Source organism: Stanieria cyanosphaera PCC 7437 (assembly GCF_000317575.1).
Taxonomy (GTDB): domain Bacteria; phylum Cyanobacteriota; class Cyanobacteriia; order Cyanobacteriales; family Xenococcaceae; genus Stanieria; species Stanieria cyanosphaera.
Map to the genome: position 1 here is coordinate 293,803 of NC_019748.1, position 14,773 is coordinate 308,575.

A 14,773-nucleotide genomic window follows, 5' to 3' on the forward strand; every position below is an offset into this window, starting at 1 on the left:
AATAATCAATAAAGATAAAAATAGCCCACAACTTATAGCTATGGGCATTAAATAATTTAGTTAAAAGCAAACAAGCTTATTTTTGGGTTAATTTGGTTAAAACTTGATTGGAACGTTCTACAAAAGCTTTCATTCCTTCTGCATCAAAAGCTTTTTGCGCCATTAATGCCAAATCATAAACGTGTTGACACATCAGATTAACCATTTCTGCCGTGGGAGATTCTCCACTACCTTGAATAATTGCACCTTGATTGAGTTCAAGGATATTTTGAATCAAAGGATGGCTAGTATTGATTAACAAGACATGATCTTCAGGAAAACCCATACTACGATCTTGCATCAAAGCAGTCATTTCTTGAAGTCTCCGCATCGCTTCGGGTAATAATACCATTGCTGGTGGTGTACCTTGAGGATCATCGGATTTAATTGCTTGAGTTTTGATATTAACTCTGGGTTTATTGAGTGCCTTCTCAAAGATTTCTTTGATTACTTCGTTACGAGTTTTGTTGGTTTTGGGGTCGACAATTTCCTGTGCTTTATCATCTTCAACTAGAGTTTGATCTAGTTCGGAGTCAACACGGGAGAATTGAACGTCAGAATATTCTCTTTCTAAGAAAGGAATAAAGTAATTAGTATCGATAAAGGAATCTAAGAAAAGAACTTCTAAACCTTGTTTTTTGTAAAGTTCTACATAAGTTCCTTGAGTTGAAGGATCGCTACAGTAGAAGACGCGCTTTTCTTGTTTGGCTTGGTTGCGGTCAAGATATTCTTTAAGAGTGGTGTAGGGTTGAGTAGAAGTAGTTTTACTTTCTTCTGTACTTACTTCTTCCCAAGCATCACCAGATTCTTTTTGTACTTCTACTTGGGGAGTATCTGCGGTAGCTGGAGTAGGTTGATAGGTAGTGCGGTAAATGATTAAATCTTCGACTTGTTGTTTGAATTTCTCATTTTTGAGAGAACCATATTTAACAAAAGTTCCTACATCTTCCCAACAACGAATATATTCATCGCGGTTTTCATTGTAAAGAGATTTTAAGCGATCGCCGATCTTTTTGGCAATAAAGTCAGCAATACGTCGAACAGTGCGATCATTAGTTAAGGCACTCCGAGAAACATTGAGAGGAATATCGGGACTATCAATTACACCCCGCAGAGGCATTAAAAATTCAGGAATAATTTCTTCACAATGATCGCTAACAAAGACTTGGTTGCAGAAGAGTTTAATTTGTCCTTTGGAAAAATCTACATCAGGTTTTAGTTTAGGGAAATAGAGAATGCCGTTGAGAAGGAAAGGATAATCAGTATTAAGATGAACCCAGAGTAAAGGATCTTCTTGGAAAGGATAAAGATAACGATAAAACTCTAAATAATCCTCTTTACTTAAATTTTGAGGTGATTCTTTCCACAGTGCTTGCTGTTTATTGATTTGTTCCCCGTCTAGTTTAATTTTTACGGGTATGAAATCACAGTAAGTCTTGATTAACTGTCTAACTCTAGCTGGTTCGGCGTATTCTTTTTCTTCTTCTTGCAGAGTTAAAGTAATCGTAGTTCCAACTGTTGTACGTTCACCTTGAGATAACTCAAATTCTGGAGAACCATCACAACTCCAATGTACTGCTTCCGCACCTTCTTTGTAGGAAAGAGTATCAATTTCTACTTTTTGAGCCACCATGAAGGAAGAGTAAAAACCTAAACCAAAGTGACCAATTAGATCGTTAGCACTTTTTTCATATTTGGTAATAAAATCTTCGGCACTAGAAAAAGCAACTTGATTAATATATTTTTTTACCTCATCGGCAGTCATGCCAATGCCATTATCAGAAACAGAAAGAGTTCGTTTGCTTTGGTCTAATCTAATAGTAATTTCTGGTTCTTCAATTTCGCCTTGGACTTCTCCTGCTAAGGATGCCATTTTCAGCTTAGAGATAGCATCAACAGAGTTTGAGATTAATTCCCGTAAAAAGATTTCATGATCGGTATAGAGAGACTTTTTAATAATGGGGAAGATATTCTCGGTATGGATCGTAATATTGCCTTTTTCCAATACTGCCATAGGTTTTATCTGTCTAAGGTTTTATTTATTGATTTTGACTCATCATTTTTTGAAAACGACTTTGGGATTATACGCCAAAACTGATGTGGATTTCCCTACCTGCCATACTTTTCAGAAACGATTATACGAAAATATCGCTGTTTTCAATTGATGAAGTTCAGTTTACCATCTTGGTTTATGTTTGATTGCCTAGCAATTGCTGATGAACCATTGTCTTGGTGTATTTGCCTAAGTCAAAAAAATAGTAAAATCTTTTTTTATTTATAGTTAATCGCTAAATAACTGAATTAATTATCAAAAAAAAGACAACTTATTGATTTTGTTGCTTACTACTTCAACTATCATTGGTAGCGTGATCGCAATTACTTTACTACTCAAAAAAGTTTTTAGCACAATACTCATCATTTAATTGTTTTGTAATTTTTGACAATTTAAGTTTCTAAACATAATTAATTGAACATTTTTTTGTCTATTTTAAATAGCTATATCTCCTACCTGTTAACTATTTTTGGTTTCCTTTTTCCAGGATTAACTATGTAATTTCTTTTGTGTAATTGTTTATAAACATATTTAATTTTAGGTAATCACTCTTTTGATAGAAAACATATCTATCTAATGATAGATTTTGAGAATAATTATTAGGTTGTTTACTTGATTAATTGATTAATGATTTATTTTTAGGATTAAATATGCTATTTAAAATTAATTTTAACTATTTCCAGCAAATAAAACTGTTAGTCAAATCAAAATTTTCTCCTCAAATAGCCAGTATCAAAAAGTTTTGGTATACCGAGAGTGGTGAGTGGCATTGGCTTAAAGAAAAACCGATGCCTATTGCTAGTTTAAATCGTTCTATATGGCGAATTTCTGTCCCTTCTTTTAGTTTTCATTTTATGTTGGGACTGTCTAGTGTGATTGCCACATTAGGTTTATTAGCGGATAGTGTAGCCGTTATTATTGGGGCGATGATTATTGCTCCTTTAATGGGCCCAATTTTAGGAATTGCTTATTCAGCTACAGTTGGTAATCGACGATTGTTAAGGCGTTCAATGTTAACTTTGTCTACAGGAATAATTCTGACTATTATTACTGCTTGGTTAACTACTTTAATTGTCGGTTTAAGAACAGTTAGTCCCGAAATTCTCTCTCGAACAAATCCTACTTTACTAGATCTCAGTATTGCTTTAGCTGCTGGTTCTGCTGGTGCTTTTGCTAATTCTCGACGCAGAATTGCTGATGCTTTACCAGGAGTGGCAATTGCAGTTGCTTTAGTTCCTCCTTTAAGTGTAGTGGGAATTGGTTTAGCTTTTGCTCAAAAGACTTTGTCTTTAGGAGCATTTTTACTGTTTGTTACCAACCTAGTTGGGATTATTTTTAGTGGTAGTTTAGTATTTTTATTTCAATCTTATGGCAATCTTAAAAGAGCTAAAAAGGGATTATTTTTTTCAATCTTTGTGTTGAGTATATTAGGATTACCTCTTAGTTTTTCTTTAAGAGAATTATTGGTTAAAGAAAGCGTTCGTAGTAAGGTTAGTCAATTAGTTAGAAATCAAACTTTAACTTTTGCTAATTCTGATATCAATTCGCTGCAAGTCGAGTCCTTTTCCAATCGCATCAATATTCAAATGCAAATTGCAGCCGATGAAGATTCAATTACTCAAAATCAAATTGAATTAGTTAGAGATTTTTTAGCGCAAGAACTTCAAAAGCCTGTGGAATTAAAAGTAGTTATAGTTCCTGTTAATATTTTACAAGCACCAGTCCAATAAATTACAGCAGTTTTTGTGTATGTGTTCTATTGAACTGAAAAACGCAGTAAATTTTTAAGAATCAGATTCTAATCTTTTTTGCCATTCTTGATCAATTTTGTCACTGTTCAGCAGATTTTGATCTAATAAATCCGTTTCTGTAGTATAGGTAATATCGCGATCGCTAATAATTTCTTGTTTGGCAAATTGACGAGCAAATAGCATTTTTTGTTGTAATTTTTGCTGGGCTGCTAATAAAAATTCTGCTCTTTGTTGACGTACTTGATTACGTTTTTCAATCTTTTGATTACGTCCTTGAATCCAAAAATAACGAATCAAAGGAATAGTTAAAAAAGCAATACCATAACCTAACAATAACCAGTAAATCGAACCAGCAAAAGCGACTACTCCTCCTAATTGTGCTGCAATAGTACCATCTCGCAGTAGAGAACCCAATACCAAAGCCAACACTAAATTAACTGTACCCAAGCCAATTGAAAGCATTACCTGTCCGCTAGAAGCTTGAGTAAAACGCCATAACTGTTCCTTCAAATAAGCCGAAATAGGTTGGGGTTTTCTTTCAGTAGCTGTAACTTGCAATTCGGGAAAGTAATAAATAATTTCCCCTTGAGGAGACACTTCAGGATAACCATTAAAACGACTTAAAACTGGTAACATATAGTCCTCATCAGCATCAACTCGATCTAAATAAGGAGCAATTTGTTCGGCTATCACTGCACCACCGTGATTACGAATTACCTGTCCGATGGCAGCATAACGTTTCTCTTCTAAATCTGCATTAGGATTACCATCACCAAAGATAAAAGAAAATACTGCTTCCAAAAAATTCATTTGGTAATTAGCAGTACTTTTTCTGCGCTGACGACGACGATAATTATAATCAGGGTCAAAAAACCAGAACAAATCTGGACCAATCCAAAAGCGAGGTAGGAAAAAATAGCCACCACCATAACTATCTCTTCCTCCACCATCATTATCATCGCGACTAGAACTAATCGAAATGATTACTACTGCGATCGCAACTAACATCAACAAAATTGAAGCGATCAAAACAATCCCAAAGGAAATACGAATTATATAAAATAAAACACGCCAAACTCGTTCCCACCACTGCTGTAATCTTAATTTCCAATACTTATTCCGTAAAATAGTCCGAAAATTGCGAGGAAATAAATAAGCTATTTCTCCTGACTCAGCTACTTGAAGATGTCCCCCTGCATCACTAGCCAAAGCCAATAATCCTTGTTGCGCTAAATTAACATCTAAACCAGCTAAAGATGCCACATCACCTACCGTAACACGGTAATTAAGTTGTTCGACTGACTTAACAATCTGTGGATTGGGAGTCATAAAAATTATCTATTCAGAATTAAGATATTTTGAGCGATCAATAGAGCTTTCGTTTCGATCTTATCTTTTTTTCACCAAGCAGGTAGGAACACTAATAACTGGTAACTGTTAACTGGTAACTGGTAACTGATAACTGGTAACTGATAACTGATAACTGGTAACTGGTCACTGTCAACTAACTAACTTCAAACTTTTCGATTCAGATCTTCTTCTAGGAACTTCGTAAGTAAAGAAATCATACGCCAATTTAGTATTGGGAAAAATTGCTCTAGCTTCCTGCTTCAAATCATCTAACTGTAAATTATTACCAGGAGCATAGCGAGGACTAAAATGAGTCATAATTAACTGCTTTACTCCTGCCAAAAGAGCAACCTGTGCAGCCATAGTAGAAGTAGAATGTAATCTTTCAAAAGCCATTTCTGCATCTTGATGAGCAAAAGTAGCTTCATGAATTAAAACATCTGCATCGGTTGCCAACTCTACTGCTGCGTCACAAAATACTGTATCAGTACAATAAACTACTTTGCGCCCGATTTCAGGTTCACCACAAAGTTCTTTGCCATTAATCTGACGACCATCAGCAAGCGTAACTGTTTCTCCTTGTTTAAGTTTCCCATAAATAGGCCCTGGAGGAATCTCAAGTGCTTTGGCTTTTTCTACATCAAATCTACCAGGACGATCTTTTTCTGCAATGCGATAACCATAAGCTGGCACACGATGTTTTAACAAAGTACAACTCACACTAAATTCTTCATCTTCATAAACCAAACCAGGTTGAATGATATGTACCTGTAAACGCGAACCAAAATTGATATAAGAATATTTACTACAAGCTTTTAAATAATCTTCTAAGCCAGCAGGACCAAAAATTTCTATATTTTGAGCATTTCCTGCTAATCCACAACTAGCAATTAAACCCATTAAACCAAAAATATGATCGCCGTGCATATGAGTAATAAAAATGCGTCGAATTTGAGAAGTTTTGATCTCGCTGCGTAACAGTTGATGTTGCGTTCCTTCACCACAGTCAAATAACCAGACTTCTGCTCTTTGGGGTAAGCGTAAAGCCACACTAGATACATTGCGCGCTCTGGTAGGTACTCCAGAACTTGTTCCCAAAAAAGTAATTTCCACAGTATTTTTTTTCTTTACTTTATCCCAATCTAATAAAACATCTTAGCAGCATTTTATTTTTGCTTGATTTATCGAATATTTTCGGTTGACGTTTTAAGTTTAGATAGTCAACACTGGTGAATTGATTTGATAGATAGAGTAAGATTTTGTTTAAATTTATCTCAAACCAGATTTTATCGTAGGGAGAAATAACTATTCTATGAGTCGGCAAAATTACTCAACCCTAATCAAATGCTTGCTCAAGCAATCTATCTTAAATCAGAAACACCATTGGTGGTTATCTGCTGTAATTTGGATTTGTTTAATCTTTCCTAGTCAAGCACTCGAATTGAGAGTGGCAATCAAAAAAAATGTCGCTGATCTTAAAGTAGGTAGTTCTACTAGTGCCATTGTTAAAGATGGTGCAGGAAAACCAATTGGTGAACTAAATCCAATGGCTGCCTTGGCTGCTCAACCTCAAGGAAATGGAATTGGACTAGATCGTCTGAATGCAGGTGAAATCATTATCGAACCAAGTCAAAAAGATGGTTTAGTTTGGATAGGCGATCGCTGGTATCGGGGACGAACTCATCTAGTGCGTCAGGGAGATACTCTTACCGCTATTAATTATGTCGATTTAGAAGACTATTTATATAGTGTTGTCGGTGCTGAAGCCGTCGCTACTTGGCCTTTAGAGGCTCTTAAAGCTCAAGCTGTAGCTGCTCGTTCCTATGCTCTTTACAAAAGTTCTACTGAAAGAAGTAGTCTTTACGACCTTGATACTACAATCGGTACTCAGGTTTATAAAGGATTGGATACCGAATACACCACTACTCATCAGGCTGTCAACGGTACAGCAGGACAAGTAATGACCTACAATGGCAAAGTAATTTTAGCAGCTTTCCATTCTTCTTCTGGTGGTCATACCGAAAACGTTGAAGATGTTTGGACTTCTCCTCTTCCTTATCTACGCGCAGTAGTTGACTACGATCAGCAATCTCCAGTTTTTCAGTGGGATAAAGTTGTCTCAGCCCAACAAATGAATAATTTAATTGCAGGAGTGGGTACAATTAAAACTATGGTTCCCGAAGAAACTACCCCTCATGGAAGAGTTGTTAATATGAAAGTAGTAGGCGATCGCGGAACAACCGTAGTTACTGGTGCCGAATTGCGTAAAGTTTTAGATTTACGTAGTACTTTGTTCCGTGTTACAGGTGACGGTGCTAACTTCCGAATTTATGGCAGAGGCTTCGGTCATGGTTTAGGATTGAGTCAATGGGGAGCTTATTATCTTGCCAAACAAGGTGTTAAATATGCTCAAATCCTTTCCCACTATTATCAACAGGCTAATTTATCTCAAATCAACCGTTAGTTTGGTTGCTTTTTAGCTCAAATTAAAATCATCCTTGCTCAATGTCATTCATAATTCAAGATAATATATCTTAATCATAATTATCAACCCTGAGCAGGTCTACTGAAAAGTTGAATTCGTTAACTATGTTAACTAAGTTGAATAGTGATGCTAAACAGTCATCTCGAATATTGTTATTTTCCCAAAGAGGATTAAGGTATCAAGCTGCGAATTGTTGCTTGTACGAATTTGAAGATTTGATTGCTGATTTTGACCGAGTAGATTTGTTTGTTCCCAGTAACGAATATGCTTTTTCTCGTAAACTGCACCGAATTATCAAATATGTCACCAAATCTGACTCTTGTGCTACAAAAATTAGTCCTTTTCCCAATCAATCTACTTTAGATCAAGAATACGATCTACTATTTGCGGTTTTAGATAATCCCTGGCAAATCTATTTACTTGATTCAATCAAAAACTGGCGGGACAAATGTAAATACGTAGCTTGTTATATCGGTGAACTTTGGCAACCCGAACTTGATAATTGGCGATTGTTACAAGAACCATTTCAATATTGCGATCGCATTTTTCTGGGTGTTGAACATACAGTAAAACCATTATCTCAACTAGTCAATATTCCTTGTAGTTATCTAGCACCAGGAGTAGACACGGTTTTATTTTCTCCCTATCCCTTTTTACCATACCGTAGTCTTGATGTTTGTTATGTCGGTCGTCGCGTACCCACAATTCATCAAACGCTTTTAGAGTTAACTACCAAGAAAAACTTTTTTTATTATTACGATACTGCCAAAAAATTACAGCTAGAAGTTGAAAATCATCAAGATCATCGTCGTTTACTCGCTAATCTTTTAAAAAGAAGTCGATATACTATTTGTACTTATGCAAAGTTTAATCGTCCTGAAGAAACAGGTGGTAATCAAGAAATCGGCTATCGTTTTTTTGAAAGTGCAGCAGCAGGAACAGTGATGTTGGGTATTCCGCCTAAAACTGCTACCTTTGAAAAATATTTTGGTTGGTCTGATAGCATCATTGAAATCGATCTCAATACCCGTGATATTGATAACATTATTACTGAATTAGATACACAGCCAGAAAGATTAATTCGTATTAGTCGAGATAGTGTAACCAATTCTTTACAAAAACACGATTGGGTTTATCGTTGGCGAGAAATATTAACTGCTTTTGGACTCGAACTTACTCCTGCAATGTTAGACCGAGAAAAATATCTTCAACAACTAGTTGATAGTATTCAAGCACAAGCCTTGGTTTAAATTGATTAGTTATAGCACCTACTAAAAACCTAAACATTCTTAGTCATATTTAGGCTTGAGGCTCGGTGAATCCTCAAATATACGATTTGATTGTCTACTGGCATGGCAGAGAGACAAGCTCATCTCATCAATATCACTACTAACAAGAATCTCCGAGGGTTTTTGTCCAATCAAAAAGTTCTGAACGTCTAACTCTGTTAGATTTAAGATATCGTGCAACACGATTCCAACTCGTCCAAGGATACCTAGTTTGATCCTCTGGTTGTAGTTGCTGCGGACATATTCACGCCAAATTAAAACTTAAGGACAGAGAGTGGACTTTTGACATCTCCTAGTTTTGAAAAACTAGGATTCTAAGCGTTGCTCCGAGATAGTCTTAAGACCATCTCGGAGCGCTTACGATATAATTTTTTTAAGTTACTAAATAAATCATACCGCTTCGGAACTATCAACGATTCCCTACCGACCTCGACTAAACTTATGCCTAGCTGTATCGCTACCTTTTTAATTATATTAATTGCACCTAACGCATCCGCACATATAATTCCGAATTTACTTCTATAATTACCTCTTGTAATTCTTCTAACTGAAAATCGATATTGTTCGGGTTTTTCACCAAATTTGAATAAACAATCTTCAGCTAAATAATCACTTTTAGACGTATAAGCTTCTTCGGTTTCAATAAACTTTATCCCAATAGCTTCCGCTAACTCCTTAATTCTTTTTTTTAATCTTGCTGTTGGAATAGCCACAAAATTCTGGTTATTAATTTTTCCTAAATTGGAATTTTGCTTAATCTCTTTTCCCCATCCAAATACTATATTTCCGATTTTATTCACTAAGCAATAATTAATAATAAATCTAGCTGCTTTGTTAACAACATCTCGCCTTTGACAATTACGTTTATGTGTTAAATTAGCTAAAAAACTATCCCAAGAGAAATTAGATTTGCCTTTTTTATATTTAGCTACTAATTTATTGTATTTTTGATTGATTGATTTAATCTTTTTGCCACATAGAATAAAACTTTTTCCTAATGTCGAAACACCAGTTAACCAATTATTTACTCCTGGGTCTAAACCAATTGCCTGGGAATAATCTAAGTCATTAGCTTGTTTTTTATCTGATTTATAAACATATTCAGCCCAAAGTTTTCCATTACTTGGCGTAATTCTAACTTCTACTAATTGTTCTGGTTTAAAGTCAACTCCACTAGGAATAATTAACTTTTTAATTTCTAAATTTGGTCTTGCTTCATTACTAATTGCTAATGAACAATAACCTTCATATTTATTGTATGTAACAGCTTGACTGGGAAATGTTACCTGGTTTAGACCTCCAGATTTACGATAATTAGGAAGTTTAGGTTTAATGTCGATTTCTTTTTGCCAATATTTTTTAAGCAGTTGATTATAACTTTGAATTGATTCAACAACGGATTTAATACATTGTTGAGCTTGTTGCCCACCAAGTCCAATATAGTTGTGATTAAACTTAAAATCCTTACAAAGTTGAGCATAGCTAACAGAAACATACCTATCCTTAAATTCAGAACGATAGAAATCATTCTTATCAAAAAATTCTCTTCTAGGACATCGAGCAAAATGAGCCTGTCGAACAGAAAATAAAGTGGAGTTTGACAAATTATTAGACAGATGACAAGCCCAAATTAGATAGGATTCAGTTTCATCAGAAACATTACCCGAAAGAAGAATTTTTTGAGTTTGATAGTTAGGTTTTAAGTCCTCCATAAATACTCTAGATTAATTTGTTGTATTTTAGTATACAAAGTTAAGTAAATTGCCGTGTTTATGGAGTCCAAGCTACTTTGTGGCATCAACGGGACAAGTAAGTACAGAGACAGTAAAGAGGTACATACAAAATCAGCGTTCAGCTTAGGGAGACAGGGGGTTAAAACCCCTAACTTATTTTCATCCTATGGCTAAAGCCGATAGGCTCTCAATTGGAAGATTTTATGGTAGTATAGCAATACTGGGTTAGGTTAGGACAAAGTAAGCTAGTATTAGGATTAAAGCGATCGCTAAAAAAGAAGAAGAAAATGCCTGCTCCCTATAGCTACGATTTGAGAAAAAAAGCGGTAAATGCAGTAAAAAGAGGAGAGAAGAAAATAGTTATTTGTTAAGTTATTTGACCTCTTTTACCGTAAAATTATTTCTCTAATGTATCATAGATTCCATAAGCGTTTACTGATACAATACCACGATCTATTTTTCCAATACTTACCCAAGTATTGTCGAGCCACATAATCTGTTTTTGTTCCCTTCTTTGTATCTCCTGTTTCATCAATTACTACTGTAATTGCTTGTTGTTTTAATGCTTCAAGAGTTTGATTTAATCTTCGGGCTTTTAATTCTTCTACTGACCAAGGTGAATTAGCAATAAAATGATGTAATGATTGAGGTGAAGATATTCCGACAAATGAACGCTATTTCTGGTAAGGATTTCTTTTTAATTGGTGAGATAATTCCTTGATGTAAATATTTGAAGCATTCGTAACTTCTGACTTCAACAAATAAATCATTATAAGCCTGACAATATCGATCAATGATAGAAACTGTGGGTTAAGCATCTCTCTTTAAATGTTTGAGAATCTGTAATTCTATATCGATTGTCTCATCTAGCTTGTAGCTATCTGGAGTTTTGGTTTTCTTATTTTAATTCTCGGAGAGTGACATAAGAAGGATAACTGCCAGTTTGAAACAGCCCTATATCATAAAACACGTAGGAAATTATATTTTAAGTTGCTCTTACTAGAGTAGTAAAAGCAAAATAAACTAATGAACCACTGATAATTAACATTGAAGGAACAATTAAAGCAGCTTTTGCTTCGGAAATATTCCAAATTTGGGTACATCCAGCATAAAAAGTTAGAATACTATAACAAAAACCATAAATCAACAGAATTATTATTAATAAATTTAAGGATAGAGGTACAATAAAACCAAGTATTAAAGTCATTAAACCAAGCGGAATCAAAGCAGCCCCAACAATAAATATATCTCCTTCTATACCACCACTACCTCGACAAAAATTCCGCATTAAATTGGCAATTATAATTAAACTAAAAAAAGGAATTGAACCGAGCAGTAATAGTTCTAACCAAGGAAAATTAGTTTCTGCCCAAATCATATAAATACCATTGAGAAAAAATAAATTTGTTAAGGCAGCATAAATAATTCCTACTTCCATTGCTTGCTGTTTTTCCAAACGCGCAAAAGCAGGTAATAATCCTCCTCCTGGATTAAATAAATAAATTACTAAGCTTGTTAAAACATTACTTAATAAATTACCAGACCAGCCAAATAAATCGTTAATTTGCCAATTTTTTGGATTTAAAGCTTGAATATTCTTTTTAGTTAAACGATAAGCACTATGATTGCCTTGAAGACGAAATAGTTCTGCTGCCGTATGCAAATCTTCAACTGCTGGTATACTATCTTTTAAATCTCGATAGGCTATACCCCGATAATAATAAGCTTGAGCATAACTTTTTTCATGATAAATTGCTTGAGTATAAGAAGCGATCGCTGATTGAGTATAACCGAGACGATATCTCGCTCTTCCTTGATAGTAATGAGCTTTACCAACAGTCATATCGATTTCTAAAACACGGGAACAATCTTCAAGTACGCCTTGATTGTCTCCAAGTTTATACCGCATTTCGCAACGCTTGAGATACGCCTCTACAAAATTAGTATCAAGCTCGATCGCTTTAGTATAATAATCTATAGCTCTTTGATATTCTCTTTGTTGAGATTTTTGTACGCCTTTAAAATAGTAGTCTTGAGAAGTTGAAGCAGAATTTTTGATTCTACTGGTTTGATTGGTAAAAGCACGCTCACGATCATAGCGACGGCGTTTAGTTGTATCGGAAAGAACATTGTATGCTTGAGAAATCAGTTTAAATTTTTCTGCTGCTACCAAGTCATTAGGATTAAGATCAGGATGATATTGGCGTGCAAGACGACGAAAAGATGCTTTAATATCTTGAATAGACGCATCAGAAGAAACTTGAAGAATAAAGTAGTAATCTTCAGTTTTTGCCATTGATTTACCCTATTTTGATAACTAAACCTCCAAAAACAACCTCAATCTCTTCCATAAAAGTAACAGATTGGGCAACTATTGTAACTTTACTTCATCTTAATTGAAGGGGTTTGCTCTACAAAAATTATTACTATAATTTCTTACTTTTAGAGGTTTTTTAGTTAAATTGGTGGTTCTATCGTTACAATAATCTTTATTTTCTAAACAATTGTACCGAGTTATAAGTTTGAGCAACTATAGTGATGAAGTTTGTTTTTTTTCTTGTTTAAGTTGAGGAGGCCGATCAAACAATAATTTTTTTTTGAGAAGTGATTTTGAATAATTCTAATTAACTGCTTAAAATCTGAGCGGAAATTATTTAATTGTTAACCAGCTAATTAAAACTTGGTCTTTTATTTATTTGTATGCAAACTTTTTTAATTATTTGGATTGGACAAGTTGTTTCTTTATTCGGTTCTAAATTGACAGAATTTGCGTTAGGATTTTGGATTTTAGAACAAACTTATCAAGAAACTGGAACAATCTCTCAATTTGCTCTCACAATTCTTTTGATTTATTTGCCAAAAGTAATCATTTCTCCTGTGGCAGGAGTGTTGATAGACCGTTGGAATCGACGCTATGCAATGATTTTAAGCGATTCTGTATCAGGAATAATTACTTTAGTAGTAATGTTGCTGGTTTTCACGGGAAAACTACAAGTTTGGCATATTTATGTAGCAGTCACAATTAATTCTGCGTTTGGCGCATTTCAATTACCTGCTTATCTAGCTGCGATCGCTCAACTTGTTCCTAAAGAAAATTTCAGTCGTGCTAATGGCATGGTACAAGCTTCTAGTGGGGCAGCTAAAATTGCTGCTCCTTTTGTTGCTGGTTTGTTAATGAAAATGTTTGGCATTGAAGCGGTGCTATTTATTGATCTAACTACTTTTGTCGTAGCTTTAATTACATTATTAGGCGTTAGGTTTCCTAATCATAAACGAGCTAGTCATAGAAAGACCAAGATTATCGAACAAATTGTCAACGAAACTTTATCAGCTTGGAATTACATTGTCGCCCGAACAAGCTTACTTAAGCTACTCAGTTTTATTGCGATTAGCTACTTTACAACAGGAATGTTAGAAGTAGTTTTGTGGCCTTTATTATATAAACCAGACTCAACCACTGAATTAGGTTCGGTTCTTTCAATTGGTGGTTTTGGAATGTTGTTGGGTAGTATTTTAATGACGGTTTGGAATGGCCCTAAATATTTGGTCAAAACTATTATTATTTTTGTTGGTATTCAAGGAATAATTATTTTATTAAGTGGTTTAAAAATTTCAATAATAGTAGTAGGAATTGGTGTTTTTTGCTATTTATTTTCCTTACCGATTATTGTTAGTTGTAATCAAACCATTTGGCAACGTAAAATTCCCCCACGCTTGCAAGGAAGAATTTTTGCTCTACAACAAACTATTGAAAGATCTCTGGCTATTTGTGCTTACCTTTTAGCTGGACCTTTAGTAGACCGAGTACTAAATCCTTTAATGAATGAAAATGGCTTTTTAGCTCATAGTATTGGCAAAATTATTGGTACAGGATTAGGACAAGGAATTGCTTTACTATTAATTTTACTCGGGTTAGTTAATCTAGTTGCTGCTGCGATCGCTTGGCGACAACCACGCTTACAAAAATTAGAAAAGGAACTACCAGACTTGGGGAAGTCAAATTTTAAATTTGAACAATTTGATTTAACAGAACACCATAATTCTGAATATCATTTGCACAAATCAAATTAATT

Annotated in this window: 9 protein-coding genes and 2 pseudogenes; 5 read left to right on the forward strand and 6 right to left on the reverse strand. The window is 34.6% G+C overall.

The annotated features are described in order from the left end of the window. Window positions 1-76: 76 nt before the first annotated feature. Window positions 77-2,053, reverse strand: a complete 1,977-nt coding sequence (gene htpG, locus STA7437_RS01255; RefSeq protein WP_015191553.1) for a molecular chaperone HtpG — start codon at window positions 2,051-2,053, stop codon at window positions 77-79. Window positions 2,054-2,742: 689 nt separating this feature from the next. On the opposite strand from htpG, the gene STA7437_RS01260 reads away from it, so the two are divergent. Next, window positions 2,743-3,822 carry a TIGR00341 family protein gene (locus tag STA7437_RS01260; RefSeq protein ID WP_015191554.1) on the forward strand — a complete coding sequence of 360 codons (1,080 nt, stop codon included), beginning with the start codon at window positions 2,743-2,745 and terminating at the stop codon, window positions 3,820-3,822. Between the two features lie 54 nt (window positions 3,823-3,876). Here the strand turns inward: STA7437_RS01260 and STA7437_RS01265 are convergent, their stop codons facing one another. Then, on the reverse strand, window positions 3,877-5,172 hold the full coding sequence (locus STA7437_RS01265; protein ID WP_015191555.1) for a hypothetical protein: 1,296 nt from the start codon (window positions 5,170-5,172) through the stop codon (window positions 3,877-3,879). Window positions 5,173-5,343: 171 nt separating this feature from the next. Next, complete coding sequence (locus STA7437_RS01270; RefSeq protein ID WP_015191556.1) at window positions 5,344-6,306, reverse strand: ribonuclease Z; 963 nt, start codon at window positions 6,304-6,306, stop codon at window positions 5,344-5,346. A 199-nt stretch (window positions 6,307-6,505) separates the two neighbouring features. Between STA7437_RS01270 and STA7437_RS01275 the strand changes: the two genes are divergently transcribed. Continuing rightward, window positions 6,506-7,657: a SpoIID/LytB domain-containing protein gene (locus STA7437_RS01275; protein ID WP_015191557.1), complete on the forward strand. Its 1,152-nt coding sequence runs from the start codon at window positions 6,506-6,508 to the stop codon at window positions 7,655-7,657. A gap of 125 nt (window positions 7,658-7,782) precedes the next feature. Continuing rightward, entirely contained in the window at window positions 7,783-8,928 is a 1,146-nt protein-coding gene (locus STA7437_RS01280) for a glycosyltransferase (protein WP_015191558.1), read from the forward strand. A 353-nt stretch (window positions 8,929-9,281) separates the two neighbouring features. On the opposite strand, the gene STA7437_RS01285 is transcribed toward STA7437_RS01280, so the two are convergent. Beyond that, window positions 9,282-10,679 carry an RNA-guided endonuclease InsQ/TnpB family protein gene (locus tag STA7437_RS01285; protein WP_015191559.1) on the reverse strand — a complete coding sequence of 466 codons (1,398 nt, stop codon included), beginning with the start codon at window positions 10,677-10,679 and terminating at the stop codon, window positions 9,282-9,284. 40 nt (window positions 10,680-10,719) lie between these two features. On the opposite strand from STA7437_RS01285, the pseudogene STA7437_RS27610 reads away from it, so the two are divergent. Then, window positions 10,720-10,827, forward strand: a pseudogene (locus STA7437_RS27610) (transposase); the annotation flags it as partial. 279 nt (window positions 10,828-11,106) lie between these two features. Here the strand turns inward: STA7437_RS27610 and STA7437_RS25300 are convergent. Together STA7437_RS25300 and STA7437_RS01290 are read right to left on the reverse strand one after the other, a co-directional pair. After that, window positions 11,107-11,498: pseudogene (locus tag STA7437_RS25300) on the reverse strand (transposase); the annotation flags it as partial. A 187-nt stretch (window positions 11,499-11,685) separates the two neighbouring features. Further along, complete coding sequence (locus tag STA7437_RS01290) at window positions 11,686-12,996, reverse strand: J domain-containing protein (protein ID WP_015191561.1); 1,311 nt, start codon at window positions 12,994-12,996, stop codon at window positions 11,686-11,688. A 404-nt stretch (window positions 12,997-13,400) separates the two neighbouring features. Between STA7437_RS01290 and STA7437_RS01295 the strand changes: the two genes are divergently transcribed. Then, window positions 13,401-14,771, forward strand: a complete 1,371-nt coding sequence (locus tag STA7437_RS01295) for an MFS transporter (RefSeq protein WP_015191562.1) — start codon at window positions 13,401-13,403, stop codon at window positions 14,769-14,771. The last annotated feature ends 2 nt before the right edge of the window (window positions 14,772-14,773 follow it).

Excerpts from the sequence above, each read along its gene's own strand:
- htpG (WP_015191553.1), bottom strand. The coding sequence starts at position 2,053 with ATGGCAGTATTGGAAAAAGGCAATATTACGATCCATACCGAGAATATC.
- STA7437_RS01260 (WP_015191554.1), top strand. The coding sequence starts at position 2,743 with ATGCTATTTAAAATTAATTTTAACTATTTCCAGCAAATAAAACTGTTA.
- STA7437_RS01265 (WP_015191555.1), bottom strand. The coding sequence starts at position 5,172 with ATGACTCCCAATCCACAGATTGTTAAGTCAGTCGAACAACTTAATTAC.
- STA7437_RS01275 (WP_015191557.1), top strand. The coding sequence starts at position 6,506 with ATGAGTCGGCAAAATTACTCAACCCTAATCAAATGCTTGCTCAAGCAA.
- STA7437_RS01280 (WP_015191558.1), top strand. The coding sequence starts at position 7,783 with ATGTTAACTAAGTTGAATAGTGATGCTAAACAGTCATCTCGAATATTG.
- STA7437_RS01285 (WP_015191559.1), bottom strand. The coding sequence starts at position 10,679 with ATGGAGGACTTAAAACCTAACTATCAAACTCAAAAAATTCTTCTTTCG.
- STA7437_RS01290 (WP_015191561.1), bottom strand. The coding sequence starts at position 12,996 with ATGGCAAAAACTGAAGATTACTACTTTATTCTTCAAGTTTCTTCTGAT.
- STA7437_RS01295 (WP_015191562.1), top strand. The coding sequence starts at position 13,401 with ATGCAAACTTTTTTAATTATTTGGATTGGACAAGTTGTTTCTTTATTC.